Origin of the sequence: Clostridium chromiireducens (assembly GCF_002029255.1) — a bacterium.
Classification (GTDB): domain Bacteria; phylum Bacillota; class Clostridia; order Clostridiales; family Clostridiaceae; genus Clostridium; species Clostridium chromiireducens.
In genome coordinates, this window is record NZ_MZGT01000064.1 from 1 (window position 1) to 15,114 (window position 15,114).

At 31.9% G+C, this 15,114-nt stretch carries 15 protein-coding genes; 11 read left to right on the forward strand and 4 right to left on the reverse strand.

All coding sequences use genetic code 11. The annotated features are described in order from the left end of the window. The first annotated feature begins 359 nt into the window (after positions 1-359). The gene (locus CLCHR_RS18840) at positions 360-893 is read left to right on the forward strand and encodes a 2'-5' RNA ligase family protein (protein ID WP_079441456.1); all 534 of its coding nucleotides are present in this window, start codon (positions 360-362) and stop codon (positions 891-893) included. A 69-nt stretch (positions 894-962) separates the two neighbouring features. Here the strand turns inward: CLCHR_RS18840 and CLCHR_RS18845 are convergent, their stop codons facing one another. Further along, the gene (locus CLCHR_RS18845; protein ID WP_079441457.1) at positions 963-1,757 is read right to left on the reverse strand and encodes a YibE/F family protein; all 795 of its coding nucleotides are present in this window, start codon (positions 1,755-1,757) and stop codon (positions 963-965) included. Then, positions 1,754-2,908, reverse strand: a complete 1,155-nt coding sequence (locus CLCHR_RS18850) for a YibE/F family protein (RefSeq protein WP_079441458.1) — start codon at positions 2,906-2,908, stop codon at positions 1,754-1,756. Before CLCHR_RS18850 ends, CLCHR_RS18845 begins: the two co-directional genes overlap by 4 nt. A gap of 260 nt (positions 2,909-3,168) precedes the next feature. Here CLCHR_RS18850 and CLCHR_RS18855 point away from each other — a divergent pair, with 260 nt between their 5' ends. The 3 genes from CLCHR_RS18855 (at position 3,169) to CLCHR_RS18865 (ending at position 7,179) form a co-directional block, all read left to right on the forward strand. After that, positions 3,169-4,203, forward strand: coding sequence for a hypothetical protein (locus CLCHR_RS18855; protein WP_079441459.1), 1,035 nt, complete (start codon positions 3,169-3,171; stop codon positions 4,201-4,203). A 380-nt stretch (positions 4,204-4,583) separates the two neighbouring features. Beyond that, positions 4,584-5,579 carry an ornithine carbamoyltransferase gene (gene argF, locus CLCHR_RS18860; protein ID WP_079441460.1) on the forward strand — a complete coding sequence of 332 codons (996 nt, stop codon included), beginning with the start codon at positions 4,584-4,586 and terminating at the stop codon, positions 5,577-5,579. Positions 5,580-5,802: 223 nt separating this feature from the next. Continuing rightward, complete coding sequence (locus CLCHR_RS18865; RefSeq protein ID WP_079441461.1) at positions 5,803-7,179, forward strand: MATE family efflux transporter; 1,377 nt, start codon at positions 5,803-5,805, stop codon at positions 7,177-7,179. 338 nt (positions 7,180-7,517) lie between these two features. On the opposite strand, the gene CLCHR_RS18870 is transcribed toward CLCHR_RS18865, so the two are convergent. Together CLCHR_RS18870 and CLCHR_RS18875 are read right to left on the reverse strand one after the other, a co-directional pair. Then, entirely contained in the window at positions 7,518-7,796 is a 279-nt protein-coding gene (locus CLCHR_RS18870) for a GNAT family N-acetyltransferase (RefSeq protein ID WP_079441462.1), read from the reverse strand. Positions 7,797-7,987: 191 nt separating this feature from the next. Next, complete coding sequence (locus CLCHR_RS18875; RefSeq protein ID WP_079441463.1) at positions 7,988-9,157, reverse strand: aminotransferase class I/II-fold pyridoxal phosphate-dependent enzyme; 1,170 nt, start codon at positions 9,155-9,157, stop codon at positions 7,988-7,990. A gap of 258 nt (positions 9,158-9,415) precedes the next feature. Here CLCHR_RS18875 and CLCHR_RS18880 point away from each other — a divergent pair, with 258 nt between their 5' ends. The 7 genes from CLCHR_RS18880 (at position 9,416) to rnfB (ending at position 15,107) form a co-directional block, all read left to right on the forward strand. Further along, complete coding sequence (locus CLCHR_RS18880) at positions 9,416-9,829, forward strand: SoxR reducing system RseC family protein (protein ID WP_079441464.1); 414 nt, start codon at positions 9,416-9,418, stop codon at positions 9,827-9,829. 106 nt (positions 9,830-9,935) lie between these two features. Next, complete coding sequence (gene rsxC, locus CLCHR_RS18885; protein WP_079441465.1) at positions 9,936-11,255, forward strand: electron transport complex subunit RsxC; 1,320 nt, start codon at positions 9,936-9,938, stop codon at positions 11,253-11,255. Positions 11,256-11,515: 260 nt separating this feature from the next. Beyond that, positions 11,516-12,472 (forward strand): RnfABCDGE type electron transport complex subunit D, encoded by a 957-nt coding sequence (locus tag CLCHR_RS18890; protein WP_079441478.1) that lies wholly within the window; start codon positions 11,516-11,518, stop codon positions 12,470-12,472. Between the two features lie 4 nt (positions 12,473-12,476). Next, entirely contained in the window at positions 12,477-13,040 is a 564-nt protein-coding gene (locus tag CLCHR_RS18895) for an RnfABCDGE type electron transport complex subunit G (RefSeq protein WP_079441466.1), read from the forward strand. Position 13,041: 1 nt separating this feature from the next. After that, complete coding sequence (gene rsxE / locus CLCHR_RS18900) at positions 13,042-13,665, forward strand: electron transport complex subunit RsxE (RefSeq protein ID WP_079441467.1); 624 nt, start codon at positions 13,042-13,044, stop codon at positions 13,663-13,665. Next, on the forward strand, positions 13,665-14,240 hold the full coding sequence (locus CLCHR_RS18905) for an electron transport complex protein RnfA (RefSeq protein WP_079441468.1): 576 nt from the start codon (positions 13,665-13,667) through the stop codon (positions 14,238-14,240). The genes rsxE and CLCHR_RS18905 overlap by 1 nt, the downstream gene beginning before the upstream one ends. 18 nt (positions 14,241-14,258) lie before the next feature. Continuing rightward, positions 14,259-15,107 (forward strand): RnfABCDGE type electron transport complex subunit B, encoded by an 849-nt coding sequence (gene rnfB, locus CLCHR_RS18910; protein ID WP_079441469.1) that lies wholly within the window; start codon positions 14,259-14,261, stop codon positions 15,105-15,107. Positions 15,108-15,114 lie beyond the last annotated feature (7 nt).

Here is a 15,114-nt window from a genome sequence, read left to right on the forward strand (position 1 = left end):
ATATTATACTATACAAAAGAAAAAAGAAGCAGTTAAGATATACTAAAGTTAAATTCAGGTGAAATTAATTTTAAAAATGTTGCATGTATATTCTGCAATAAATATTATTTATAAAGCTGTTTAAAATGACTTAGGATAATCCAATTGCTTTAAAAAATTAAAGATAGATACTGTATTATTTAGATTCTTAACTATGAAATAAATGATACAGTATTTTTGCGCTAGATTGATAAATAATAATTAGATAACTATGATTGCATAATACTAAAAAAATGAAGGATAATTAACATAGAGTGACATAAAGAAGAACGATGAATTATAAAAATAAAAGGCTAATATAAACATAAGGAGAATAATTTATGAGATATGTAATAGTTTGCGTAGTTAAGGGCATAGCAGGTGATTTTAATAATAATTTAAGGAAAGAACTTTTTGAGAAATTTAAGGCAAAATCATCTAAATTGCCTGCTCATGTTACTATAAAAGCTCCTTTTGAATATGAAGGAGAAATAACAGAATTGGAGAAGGTTCTTGAGGAATTTTGTGAAAAGGAAGTGGCAGAAGAATTTACAATAGACGGTTATGATTATTTTGATGATAGAGTAATATATATGAGGGTTAATATGTCTAAGCAAGCAAAAAATATTCATGATAAGCTAATTGATAAAATGAGAGAAGTTTCTTATATAGAATTTGATAAAAAAGATGGGAAGAATAAAATCTTTCATGTAACTTTAGCTTCAAAAAATTTAAGGCCAATTTATAATAAGGTATGGGAACATATTCAACTTTATTCTTGTAATTTTCAGTGCTCCTTTGACAATATTACAGTTTATAATTGGAAGGAAGGGACTTGGAAATTATATAAGGAATTTAGATTAAAAGATGCTTAGAAGTGAAAAGATCTATTTCATATCTTGTTTATAAAAGGAAGATATGGAATAGATCTTTAATTTATTGGATTATTGATATGTTTTTTGAATCTTAGATGTATCTTTCTTAAATAATTTTTTAAAAAAGAAAATTTCTGAAGTAATGTACGAAGTGATAGGTATTATGAGAATTATACCAATTCCGCAGCTTAATACTTGAAATATTTCAGCACAAAATACTTTTTCATTAAAAATAGTTGAAAGAGAATAGTTGAGTTCATTAAAATACATTATCAGGGTCATAAAGCTGCTTATATATGCAAATAAAAGTGTATTAGTCATAGTACCTAATATGTCTTTGCCAATACTCATACCCGATTTAAACAAGTTGTTTTTAGTGATTTCAGAATCATTTTTATAAAGCTCATTCATTGATGAAGAAATAGAGATAGATACATCGATGATTGCGCCTAATAATCCAATTAATATTTCACAAATAACTATTTTAGAAAAATTCAATTGCACATATAAAGAAAGATATGCAACTGTTTCTGTTTGCTCATTGCTAAATCCTTGAATATTTGAATTTATTCCCATATCATAGGTTATAAACATAACTAAAAATATAACCACTACAACTGATAATAGAGAAGAAAGGGTTTTTCTGTTAAATCCGTTAATAAAAAATAGACTAAAAAAACTAATTAAAATAGCCCCTATAAAGGTAATTTTAATTGGATCAATTTTAGCACCAATCAAAATAAGCATAAAAAATAAAGTGAAGAAGTTTAAAATTAAAGTAAAGAAAGACTTTACTCCACGTGAACCTCCAATAACCGCCATTAGAATTAGTAAAATAATTAATAGTATTAGTATAATATTCATGATTTCACAATTTCTCCAATCATTTGTTTTTTAAGAATTATTATTGATGTGAAGATGGTAATAGGGATACTTAAAACTATGCCAATACTTCCAATGAGTGCTCTCATGAATTCTAAAGAGAGATTAAAATTAATTATATATGTAATAGGAATACCATTCCTTAAAAGCAGTAGTATGGTTGGAATACTTCCGCTTAGATAAGCGAATACCAAAGTATTTGCCATAGTACCCATGATATCTTGTCCAATCTCTCGTGCAGAGTTTATAACTGCTTTTCTTTGAATATTTGGATTTTTATCGTATAATTCCTCGATGGCTGATGAAATTGAGATAGCAATATCCATTATTCCTCCTAAAGTACCTATTATTAATTCAATAAAAAATATTTTTTCTGGAGGATGGGTTAGAAACTCCATTTCCTCAAAATGAATTCCGCTCCAATTATTTAATTTTATAACTATTCCGGCTATTAAGACAGAAAGAAGAGTACCAATTAAAGTACCAGCAATAGCAGAAACAGTTTTTTTATTCAGTCCGGATACTATAAGAATAGAGAGCGTGACAAAAAGTATGCTGGCAATTATAGATAGAAATAACAAGTCAAAACCTTGAGTAAATAGTTTGATTACGGCTAAAAGAATTAGTATATTTACAACAACACTAACTAGAGATTTAAAACCTTTAAAACGTCCTATTAGTATAATTAAAACAATAAATATGTTTAATATATATATGACATACGTATCTCTTTTAAATTCAAGAATTTTAGCAGAGTTTATTTGTGAATTGGCATTATCTGTAATTGATATAAATACTTCATCATTTACTTTTAAATCCAAATCGTTAGCTTGTGAAAAGGAAGATATATTATTGAGTTCCACGGTTTTACCCTTATAAATACCATTAAGAATAACAGCTTGTATTTTTTGTGATTTTATTCTCTCGGTCTTTCCGTTAGAATCCTCTTTTTTAGATTCTTCATCATTTACTGAAATAATTCTAGCAATTGGTTTTGAGTATAAAATTTCATTATTAGAAATAAAGTATAAGCTAAGTGAAGATGTAATTACTATTAAAAATATAATTATTATGGTACGAGTTTTATCATTCTGAATTTTTTCAATGCACTTATTTAAGAAATATTTATACATACGTTAGGCTCCTCATTCTATGTAACATGTTTTTCTAGTATTACAAAACTTAAATTTATTATCTAAAAAATTATACTCTTCTAAATATATATAATCAACGTATATATCAATTAATAGAAAAATGGAATTTATATAGTTTGTAACATTATTGACTAAATTCTGTGACAGAACTGTAATATTACTTTCGTATAATTAAGACAAATAAAAATTTAAGAAATGAAAATTTCAAATAAAGAGGTAATAGGAAGGAAGTAATGTCAATGAAGACTAAGAATATTAAGAGCAAGGTTATTACAGGAGTTATTCTAGCAAGTATGATGATAGGGGCAAGTACAGGTGTATTTGCGGCAGATTCAACTAGTAGCACTAACACAACTAAGGTTCAGCATCAAGGCAGAAATAATGGATTTCAAACTAAACTAGATGCTTTAGTTACGGCAGGAACTATAACTTCAGATCAAGAAACAGCGATAAAAGCCGTATTAACACCACAAGGTGGATTTAAGGACGGAGATAAAAGAGGAGATCATAAAGATTTATTAAAGAATAAACTTGCTGAATTAGTGACGGCTGGAACAATAACAGCTGATGAGCAAACAGCAATAGAGACAGGTCTTTCAAGTGCAAAAGGTGGTTTTAAAACAGTTTTAGACAACTTGGTAACAGCCGGAACAATAACTTCGGATAAAGAAAAAGCTATAGAAACAGCATTAAAGCCACAAGGTGGATTTAAAGGCGGGGAACATAAAGATTTCTTTAAGAATAAACTTACAGAATTAGTGACAGCTGGAACAATAACAGCTGATGAACAAACAGCAATAGAGGCAGGTCTTTCAAGTGCAAAAGGTGATTTTAAAACAGTTTTAGACAGCTTAGTAGCAGCCGGAACAATAACTTCGGATAAGGAAAAAGCTATAGAAACAGCATTAAAACCACAAGGTGAATTTAAAGGCGGGGAACATAAAGATTTCTTTAAGAATAAACTTACAGAATTAGTGACAGCTGGAACAATAACAGCTGATGAACAAACAGCAATAGAGACAGGTCTTTCAAGTGCAAAAGGTGGTTTTAAAACAGTTTTAGACAACTTGGTAACAGCTGGAACATTAACTTCAGAAAAGAAATCAGCAATAGAAGCAGCATTAAAACCACAAATAGGTAATAAAGATAAAAATCAAAAAACTACAGAACATAAAGATATATTAAAATCTAAACTTGATAATTTAGTTACAGAAGGAACTATATCTACAGATCAAGAAACAGCTGTATTAGCAGCTCTAACTCCTTCAAAATAAATTATTCTATGTAATTAGAGTTTAGTAATTTAGATAAAAGATTAGTTACATACGCAAAAGTAGCTAGTCTTTTTTTAGTGAGATATTTAGAAAATAATCTTCTGTTTGATCACAGAGGAGGATTAAACAGAAAGTTGCATCCGTTTATAATTCAATTAAATCAGATAAAAAGTTTCTAATTTATAAAATTATGCTATTCTAATAGAGGTGACTATGTGATAGGTGAATGAGAATAAAATGTTGTATAATAATACTACATGGTGTATAATTATGCAAAAGAGATGGTTGCTAGTATGAAAGAGTTATGGGAGATGGCGAATCTACTTTGTATATTCAAGATATTATTTTATTAAAATAACATAAATAAGAGGAGAGTAATTATGGCAGTTAATTTAAGAGGAAGAAGCTTTTTGAAATTATTAGATTTCACACCAGATGAAATTAGATACCTAATAGACTTATCAAAGGAATTAAAAACTTTAAAAAGAACTGGAATTTTACATGATAAATTAAGAGGTAAAAACATAGTTTTACTTTTTGAAAAGACATCTACAAGAACAAGATGTTCATTTGAAGTAGCCGGAAGAGACTTGGGAATGGGAGTTACATACTTAGATTCAGCAGGATCCCAAATGGGCAAGAAGGAAAGCATTGCTGATACTGCAAGAGTTCTGGGAAGAATGTATGATGGAATCGAATATAGAGGATTTAGCCAAGAAATAGTAGAAGAATTAGCAAAGTATGCAGGTGTTCCAGTTTGGAATGGGTTAACTGATGAATTCCATCCTACTCAAATGATAGCTGATCTTTTAACTATAGAAGAAAAGCTTGGAAGATTAAAAGGTGTTAACTTTGTGTACATGGGGGATGCAAGAAATAACATGGGAAATTCATTAATGGTGGCTTGTGCGAAAATGGGATTAAACTTTACAGCATGTGCCCCAAAAGAATTGTTTCCAGCTGAGGAATTAGTAGAAACTTGCAGAGAAATCGCTAAAGAAAGTGGTTCTACTATTACATTAACAGAAGATGTAAAAGCAGGGACTAAAAATGCAGATGTTATTTACACTGATGTTTGGGTGTCTATGGGAGAACCAGATGAAGTATGGGAAAGTAGATTAAAAATGTTACTTCCATATCAAGTAAATAAAGATGTTATGGAAAATGCAAATGAAGATGCGATTTTCATGCATTGTTTACCTGCTTATCACGATTTAAAAACAAAGGTAGGAAAAGAAGTAGGAGAAAAATTTGGATTAACTGCTTTAGAAGTTTCAGATGAAGTTTTTGAAGGAAAACAATCGGTAGTATTTGATGAGGCTGAAAATCGCATGCATTCAATCAAAGCAATAATGATGGCAACTATTGGTGCATAGAAATCATTAGTTATACTTAAAATGTGAGGCTTTCTGTATAATAAATTAGATATGATAATTCGTATTTAATAAGTTATATAGAGAGTCTTATATTTTTAGTAGTGATTTCAATTAGCAAAACTCACAAAAAAATTAGAAGCATGTTTTGTAAGTAAAAATATGAGATAATAAATAGCGAAAGCATTAACATTATAATATAGGGACATAAAGGGGATGAGATACATTGAGTAGTAAAATAAAAGATATGACAGTAGGGAAGCCTTTAAGGCTTATTTTTATGTTTGCGTTACCGTTAATATTTGGGAACATATTTCAACAGCTATATACTATTGTAGATACAATAGTTATAGGGAAGTTTTTAGGAGTGGAAGCTTTAGCTGCTGTAGGTGCAGGAGCTTGGCTTAATTGGATGGTCATAGATATAATTATTGGATTTACTCAGGGTTTTTCTATACTAATTTCACAATACTTTGGAGAAAATAATATGGAAAAGCTACGTAAGACAGTTACAATGTCAACAATACTAGTGACTATTCTTGGTGTTTTAATGACAATAATTTCATTGCTTGCTGCAAGGCCGGTGTTAGTATTATTAAACACTCCAGAGAATATTATTAATGACTCACTTTCTTTTTTGTGGGTCGCATTTTGTGGGATACCTGCAATTTTGGCTTACAATACTTGCTCTGCAATACTCAGGGCTTTAGGTGACAGCCGCACACCACTTATGGCAATGATAACCGCATCTATTATTAATGTTGTTTTAGATATGATTTTTGTTTTGGTATTTAAGCTAGGAATCATAGGCCCTGCAATAGCTACTGTAATTGCACAAATATTCTCGTTTATATATTGCATAAATAATGTTAGAAAGTTATCAATACTCAAACTTACTTTAGAGGATTTTAATATTGACATGTATATGATACGGAAATTGACTTTTTTAGGAGCACCTATATCTTTTCAAAATGGAATTATAGGGTTCGGAGGTCTTGTTGTACAATATGTTGTAAACGGCTTTGGGTTCATGTTCGTTGCTGGATTTACGGCAACAAACAAGCTTTATGGAATCCTAGAGTTAGTAGCGGTAGCTCTAGGATACTCCATGGCTACTTTTACAGGGCAAAACTTAGGAGCTAAAAAATACGACCGTATTCGTATAGGGATGAATTCAGCACTAAAAATGGCTGTTGGTACATCAGTAATACTTTCGGCAATATTATTTTTATTTGGACGTTACTTTGCTTTAATGTTTATATCAGGTAACCCCCAAGAAGTTAAACAGGTTACAGATATAGCATATAAGTATTTAATGGTAATGAGCAGTATGTTATTTATTCTATATATGCTTCATATTTATAGAAATGCGCTTCAAGGCATGGGAGATACTATAATACCAATGGTTTCGGGAATAGTTGAACTTTGTATGCGTATATCAGTAGCCTTATTCCTGCCTTTATTAATAGGTGAAACAGGAATTTACTTTGCAGAAGTAGCTGCATGGTTAGGAGCAGAAGTGATATTAATGATCACATATTATATAAGAATAAGAAAATTAAAAGACAACGATAAGAACATTGTGGCAGAAGCACAATGTTAGAAGTATCAATATTAGTGCTAAATGTAAAGGTATTGTGAAGGACTTAAAGTGAAGCGATGAACAAACGAAAGAGAATACATATATGTTCCGCAGGACTGTGAAAAATTTCGCTGGGTATATATAAATGGGAAAGTTGTGCCCATTACTGCATGCTCCTGCGGCAAGCGCATGACAAGCAGTAAATGGAGCAACTTCCTATTAAGATATACCAGAAGCTTATTTTTCAATGCCTGCTTCACATATATTCACTTTCGGTTATTTAGCAGTAAACTTTAAATAACCTGTTACTGCAAGTATTTTTATATTTCAGGTTCTTCACAATAACTTTAAAAGTGTAATTATTTAGACCATACGTCTTCATATTCTTTGTGAGCAACAAATTCGTCTTCTGCAAACCAGCATTGAGGAATTATTTTTTTGTCATTTTCTCTGGCAAAATCTACAACCCTTTTTACTAATTGAGCACCGATATTCTGTCCTCTTAATTCCGGTGAAACAAAGGTATGATTAAGTATAATTGTATTATCTCCGCTATCAATATATGTTACTTCTGCTTTCATATTGTCTTCATTATCACCTAAATAAAACTTATGGTTACCTTCTTTTAAGTTAATCAAAACTATCACTCCTAATTAAGTAAATTTTTTAGCGAAAATTACATCTTGTAATTAAATAATTCCCATAATATCTAAAAAAAATGTATTTCGTATTTTATTAATAAGATGTCAGTTTAGTAGCGATGTGTATATAGATAGTTACATACTGAAGGGTGATTTGAATTTATAGTAAGTTAATTATAAGCTCAGTATTATAATAAAATGTTACTTTCTTTTATTCTATTAACTGCATCAGTTATTTCCGAGACAGGTAAAACTAAAGCAAATCGTACATAACCTTCACCAAGAGTACCAAATGCACTACCAGGAGTGCATATTACACCGGTTTTTTCCATAAGTTCCATGCAAAATTCGTATGAATTAGTATATTTAGATGGGATGGAAGCCCAAACAAACATTGTTCCTTTGCTATCAGGCACATTCCAGCCGATATTTGTAAGACCTCTGCATAGAGCATTTCTTCTTTTTTCGTATTCTTCACAGTGCTTTAAAACACTATCTTGAGATCCGGTTAGTGCAGCTATTGCAGCATATTGAATAGGTAAGAAAATACCATAATCGATTTGTGAACGAAGCATTTTAAAATGCTTTATAATATCAGAATTTCCTATAACGAAGGAAATTCTAGATCCTGTTATATTAAAGGATTTAGATAAAGAATAAAATTCTACACCCACATCTTTGGCTCCATCATAGGATAAAAATGAGCCTCCAATTTTTCCGTCATAAACAATGTCAGAATAAGCATTATCATGGATTATAATAATATTATTTTTCTTAGCAAAAGTTATTAATTCAGCATAAAATTCTGGTGTAGCACATTCGCATACTGGGTTTAAAGGATACGAAACTACCATAAATTTAGCTCTGTGTAATATATCTTCAGGTATTGAATTTAAGTCTGGAAGATAATTATTTTCTGGAAAAAGTGAATAATAAGCAATCTCGGCTCCAGAAAGATAAGGACCAATTTCAAATATTGGATATCCTGGATTTGGGACTAGAACAACATCCCCTTGGTTACATAATGTAAGCCCAATATGCGTTAAGCCTTCTTGAGATCCGTAAATAGACATAACCTCATCTACATTTATTTCAACATTAAATCTTTTATTATAATATGTACAAATAGCCTCTAACAATTCCGGTAAATCCCCCAGAGAATATTTCCAGTTATCAGGATTTTGAGCTGATGTAATTAAGGCATCAATAATATGCTGATCAGGTTTGAAATCAGGAGTCCCAACAGAAAGATTGAATACTTTTCTGCCACTAGCAATAAGTTCGGATTTTTTTTCATCAAGTATGTTAAAAATTCCAGTTTGAAAATATTTTAGGTTATTAGAAAATTCTATATTCATTTATAAAGTCCCCCAAGTTTTTTAATAATATTTTTACTTTAATATTATAGCACTAGAAAATTATGGAGTATATATACTGGGGGGTAAATTACAATTAAATGAATTTAAAAAAATTTTCATACATTAATTACTTTAAAATAGAAAAATAAAGGTTTATAATAAATTTATTACCATGTAATTACAATTAATGTAGTATATTACATGCAAGTGTGATATAAATTTAAGTAGATTAAATCACTTTTAAGGAGTTTGATAAGTATGAAAACAGAACAGGGATTAGTAGTTGAGGTGATTGATAATGTTGCGAAGGTAAGAGTGGGGAGGCACAGTGATTGTAAAAATTGTGGTGCATGTCCAGGGAGTGAGAGTATTATTATAACGGCAAGTAACAAAATTGGAGCTAAACCTGGGCAGCGTGTAATTTTTGAAGTAAAAGAAACTAATATGTTGTGGGCTGCATTTATTGTTTTTATTTTACCATTAATTGCTTTATTCGTTGGAGCAATGATAGGAGGAGGTCTGGGAAAATATCTTGGAGTCAGCATATCAATATGTCAATTAATAGGTGGTATAGCGGCTGCTTTATTAGCTGTTCTACTAGTAAAAAAACTTGATAGAGATACTGAAGAAAAGGGTAAATCAAAGCCACAAATTATTCAAATTCTGAAGTGATAAATTGTAGTATATGGATTTTTCATAACATAATTTTACTAATAGCGATTATTATGTTTTACTCATTCAAATATTTTATTTTAAATAGGTTTGTGAGGCGATTGTAATGTTAAAAAGTTTTCTTGGAGGGATTCATCCTAAAGACAGCAAAAATTATACTTTTGGTAAAGCAATAGAAATTCCACCATTACCTAAAAAGGTAATTATACCGGTAAGTCAACATATTGGAGCTCCTTGTGTACCAATAGTCAAAGTTGGTGATTTAGTTAAAAAAGGACAAGTTATAGCTAAAAGTGATGCCTTTATGCATAGTCCTATACATTCATCAATTTCGGGCAAGGTCATTGAGGTTTCAGAACTGCCACATGCTTCTAGGGCTAAATGTTTAGCAGTTGTAATTGAAAATGACGGATTAGATGAGTGGATTGAAGGAGTTCCATTACATCGTGAATGGAAAAAGCTAGATGGAGAAGAGATTAAAAATATTATTAAGGAAGCTGGAATAGTAGGCCTTGGAGGGGCAACATTTCCAACACACGTTAAACTAAGTCCGAGTAAAGATAAGAAAATAGATGTGTTTATTCTTAATGCGGCAGAATGTGAACCGTTTTTAACAGCAGATTATAGAATGATGCTTGAGTACACTGAACGAATAGTTACTGGAGTGGAAATCGTCATGAAAGTACTTAATGTTAAAAAAGGATTTGTTGGGGTAGAAGACAATAAACCAGAGGCAGTAAGAGTTATGAAAGAGGCATTTAAAGGGTCAAATGTGGAAGTGGTGTCTTTACCAACAAAATATCCTCAAGGTGCTGAAAAAATGTTGATAAAAGTACTTACCAATAGAGAAGTGCCAGTTGGTGGACTACCTATGGATGTAGGTGCAGTAGTGCAAAATGTTGGTACGACGATAGCGATTTGTGATGCAGTAGTTAATGGGATTCCACTAATTGAAAGAGTTACTACAGTTTCTGGAGATGCTATTAAGGAACCTAAAAACTTATTGCTGCGAATAGGAACAAAGTTTAGAGATGTAATAGATTATTGTAATGGGTTCAGCAAAACACCTGAAAAGATAATTATGGGTGGACCAATGATGGGAATTGCTCAATTTTCACTAGATGTTCCCATAATTAAAGGGGTATCAGGGATAGTTGCATTAAGCCCAGAAGCGGTGAATTCTGGTGAGGAGTCTGCATGTATAAGGTGTGGAAGATGTGTTAATGCCTGTCCTATGGGTCTTATTCCAAGCATGCTTAGCATATTAGGGGAACGACAAAAGTTTAAAGAAGCTAAGGAAGAGTATAGTTTATTTAATTGTATAGAATGTGGAAGCTGCACTTATACGTGCCCTGCAAAGCGTAATATTGTGCAATATGTGAAATACCTAAAAGCGCAAAATCAAGCACAGCCAGTTAGTAAATAGGGAGAAGGGATAAAATGAGTTCGGAATTTAAGGCAAAGGAAATTGATACACAAGAAAGTAACGATCAAGTAAGCAAAGAAGAAAAAAGTGGAATACAAAATAATAGCAAGTTACAAGCTGTTTCGAGTGAAAATAAGGCACAGGATAATAAGTCTGTTGAAAAAAATGCAGACAAAGATAAAGCGGCGAAAGCCAAGGTTGATAAAAAATATGAGAATGAAATTAAGGTTAAAGAAGCTGAGTTAAAAGAAAGTGAGCTGATGGTGTCAGCATCACCTCATATCAGATGTAATGAATCAATTTCAAAAATAATGTGGAATGTTAATTTAGCTCTTGCTCCGGCGGCGATTTTCTCAATATTTTATTTTGGGTTTCCCGCTTTAATTAATATGGTAGTTGGAGCAGCTTCGGCTGTTGCATTTGAATATCTAGTTCAAAAGTACCGTAAAAAGAAAATTACAGCTTTTGACGGGAGTGCATTTTTGACTGGACTTTTATTAGCTATGTCAGTTTCACCTAGTTTACCGCCTTATATGATGATAGCTGGTTCATTTGTAGCTATTGTAATAGCAAAACATTCTATGGGAGGACTTGGATTTAATATTTTTAATCCGGCGCATATCGGAAGAGCAGCATTAATGGTATCTTGGCCAGTTGCTATGACTAGTTGGACAAAAATGACAACATCTATAGATGTTGTTAGTAGTGCAACACCATTAAATATATTGAAACAACAAGGATATGGGAAATTAATTGAAACCTTCGGAAGTAGCACTGAGATGTACAAGGCTATGCTACTAGGGACAAGAAATGGATGTATTGGAGAAACTTCAACTTTATTGCTTATCATTGGTGGAGTATACCTTTTGTATAAAGGATATATTAATTGGCAGGTTCCTGTATTAATGATAGGAACAGTAGGAATAATTACTTGGATTTTTGGTGTCGAAGGGCTTTTTACAGGTGATCCTTTATTTAATATGATGGCTGGAGGGCTTGTTTTAGGTGCTTTCTTTATGGCGACTGATATGGTAACTATACCAATCACAATAAAAGGACAGGTGATTTTTGCAGTAGGTGCAGGACTAATAACTTCTCTAATCAGGTTAAAGGGTGGATATCCAGAAGGTGTTTGCTACTCAATTTTATTAATGAATGCTGTAACGCCATTAATAGATCGTTTTGTAAAGCCGAAGGAATTTGGAGCAAGGGGGTAATGAAATGGAAAATGCACATATAAAGAAGGAATACTCTATCTTTCAGATAGCGGTAAATTTAATAATAACTTGCTTAGCTTCTGGATTAATAATAGGACTAGTATATTATGTCACAGCTCCAATTGCTGCTGAAAAAAGAGAAGTTGCTAAACAAGAATCAATGAGAGCATTGGTTAGTGATGCCGATAATTTTAAGGCAGTACCAGATAAGGCGGATTGGTTTACAGCTGAAAAGGGTGGTAAAGTGATTGCTTATGTGGTTCCAGGTGAAAGTAGAGGGTATGGTGGAGAAATTAAAATGCTTGTAGCCGTTACTCAAGCTGGAGAGGTAATTGATTATAAGATATTAGCTCATAACGAGACACCTGGTCTTGGAGATAATGCATCAAAGGAACCTTTTAGAAGTCAGTTTAAAGGAAAAAAGGAAGCTAATTTGACTGTAACCAAAGACGCTTCTGATAAAGATGATATACAAGCCATGACGGGAGCTACTATTTCATCTAAAGCTGTAACACTAGCTGTTAAAAATGCTGTACATGAAGTGACAGAGTTTGCAGGAGGTAAATAATATGAGAGAAAAATGGAAAATTTTTAGCAAAGGTTTATATGATGAGAATCCGATATTCATGCTATGTTTGAGTCTCTGTCCAGCATTAGCTGTTACATCATCAGTAATTAACGGACTAACAATGGGCCTATGCGTAACATTTGTTATTACAAGTAATAATGTCGTGGTATCACTTACTAGAAAATTTGTAAATCCGAAGGTTAGAGTACCAGTTTACATTACTTTTATTGCAACAATAGTTACAGTTGTGGAACTTTTATTACAGGCAATTTCTCCAGCCTTATATAGTGCGCTGGGGATTTATTTAGACTTAGTAGTTGTATTTGCAATAATACTCGCAAGAGCAGAGGTATTTGCATCTAAGAATAAAGTTTTTCCATCTTTTTTAGATGGATTTGGTATGGGATGCGGCTTTACTCTAGCAATGCTATCAATATCTGTAATTAGAGAATTTTTTGGAAATGGATCAATACTTGGTTATAAAATATTAGGACCATGGTATAATGCACCTTTAATTATGATTTTACCGGCTGGCGCATTTATATTAATTGGTTATATGATAGGAGCAATTAAACTTCATAATGCGCACAACGAAGAGAAAAAAGTAGAAGGAAGTGAAGCATAATGGGTGAATATTTAACACTATTTATGGGTGCATTATTAGTAAATAATTTTGTTTTAACAAAGTTCGTAGGATTATGCATATTTTTTGGAGTTTCTAAAAGTTTGAATGCCTCAATAGGAATGGGGATGGCAGTTACATCAGTTATAACTCTCAGTTCAATGCTAGCTTGGGTAGTATATAATTTTGTACTATTACCATTTCATTTAACTTTCTTAACAACAATTGTTTTTGTTATACTCATAGCAAGTTTTGTACAATTATTAGAATTAATTATAAAAAAGCAAGCACCTACGTTATATAGTATGTGGGGAATTTACCTTCTATTAATAGCAACAAACTGTATAGTATTATCAGTTCCACTATTAAGCGTTGAATCAAATTATTCATTTGTTAAAAGTATAATTTTTTCAATAGGATCTGGTATGGGATTTGCATTAGCTTTAATTCTCATGGCAAGTTTAAGAGAAAAATTGGTTTATGCTGATGTGCCAAAGCCTTTAGAGGGAACTGGTATTGCTTTTGTATTAGCGGGTATGCTAGCACTGGCATTCTTGGGCTTTTCAGGAATGATATAAAGGAGATGAATAAAAAGTATGTTTACTATAGTTATGGTTTTATTAGTGCTAGGAGGAATCGGAACAATTTTTGGATTTATTCTTGCATTTGCAAATAAAAAATTTTCAATGGAAGTAAATCCGCTAATTCATGAAGTAGAAGATATTTTACCTAAGGGTCAATGTGGAGCATGTGGTTATGCAGGATGTGCAGCATATGCTGAAGCAGTAGTATCTAATAAGGATGTTCCACCAAATTTGTGCGTACCGGGCAAGGATGAAGTCGCAAAAGCTGTTGCAGAGATTACAGGAAAAGTGGCTGAAAAAGTTGAACCAAGAATAGCACACATTAAATGCAAGGGATCAAGTGATAAAGCAGTTCAAAGTTATAGATATAAAGGGATAAAGGATTGCAAAGCTGCAAATTTACTTCAAGGTGGTCCTAAAGGATGTAAGCATGGATGCATTGGATTCGGTACATGTGTAAATAGCTGCCCTTTTGGAGCTTTAAAGTTGAGTGATGAAGGTCTTCCAGTAGTCGATGCAAAAAAGTGTACTGGTTGTGGAACATGTGAAACAGCGTGCCCTAAAAATGTAATTGAAATGGTATCAGTAGATTCGCCAATAGAGGTTAGTTGTAATTCTAAAGATAAAGGAGCCATTGCAAGGAAAGTTTGTAGTACTGCCTGTATAGGGTGTGGTATTTGTGCAAAGAATTGCAGCCATAAGGCTATTGAGGTTAAAAATAATCTAGCAGTAGTAGATACAAAGATTTGTATTGAAAAATGTAATGAAGCTACCTGTATTATAAAATGTCCAACAGGCGCAATTCAATTTGCTAGAGGATTAAGCGTTAAAAATTCGAGTAATATAAAAGTTACAATTTAGGATAGGA

What these genes read in the sequence shown, in the direction of transcription:
- CLCHR_RS18895 (WP_079441466.1), top strand. Translation starts at nt 12,477, where the DNA reads ATGGAAAATGCACATATAAAGAAGGAATACTCTATCTTTCAGATAGCG.
- argF (WP_079441460.1), top strand. Translation starts at nt 4,584, where the DNA reads ATGGCAGTTAATTTAAGAGGAAGAAGCTTTTTGAAATTATTAGATTTC.
- rsxC (WP_079441465.1), top strand. Translation starts at nt 9,936, where the DNA reads ATGTTAAAAAGTTTTCTTGGAGGGATTCATCCTAAAGACAGCAAAAAT.
- CLCHR_RS18845 (WP_079441457.1), bottom strand. Translation starts at nt 1,757, where the DNA reads ATGAATATTATACTAATACTATTAATTATTTTACTAATTCTAATGGCG.
- CLCHR_RS18890 (WP_079441478.1), top strand. Translation starts at nt 11,516, where the DNA reads ATGGTGTCAGCATCACCTCATATCAGATGTAATGAATCAATTTCAAAA.
- CLCHR_RS18880 (WP_079441464.1), top strand. Translation starts at nt 9,416, where the DNA reads ATGAAAACAGAACAGGGATTAGTAGTTGAGGTGATTGATAATGTTGCG.
- CLCHR_RS18840 (WP_079441456.1), top strand. Translation starts at nt 360, where the DNA reads ATGAGATATGTAATAGTTTGCGTAGTTAAGGGCATAGCAGGTGATTTT.
- rsxE (WP_079441467.1), top strand. Translation starts at nt 13,042, where the DNA reads ATGAGAGAAAAATGGAAAATTTTTAGCAAAGGTTTATATGATGAGAAT.
- CLCHR_RS18850 (WP_079441458.1), bottom strand. Translation starts at nt 2,908, where the DNA reads ATGTATAAATATTTCTTAAATAAGTGCATTGAAAAAATTCAGAATGAT.
- CLCHR_RS18855 (WP_079441459.1), top strand. Translation starts at nt 3,169, where the DNA reads ATGAAGACTAAGAATATTAAGAGCAAGGTTATTACAGGAGTTATTCTA.
- CLCHR_RS18875 (WP_079441463.1), bottom strand. Translation starts at nt 9,157, where the DNA reads ATGAATATAGAATTTTCTAATAACCTAAAATATTTTCAAACTGGAATT.
- rnfB (WP_079441469.1), top strand. Translation starts at nt 14,259, where the DNA reads ATGTTTACTATAGTTATGGTTTTATTAGTGCTAGGAGGAATCGGAACA.
- CLCHR_RS18905 (WP_079441468.1), top strand. Translation starts at nt 13,665, where the DNA reads ATGGGTGAATATTTAACACTATTTATGGGTGCATTATTAGTAAATAAT.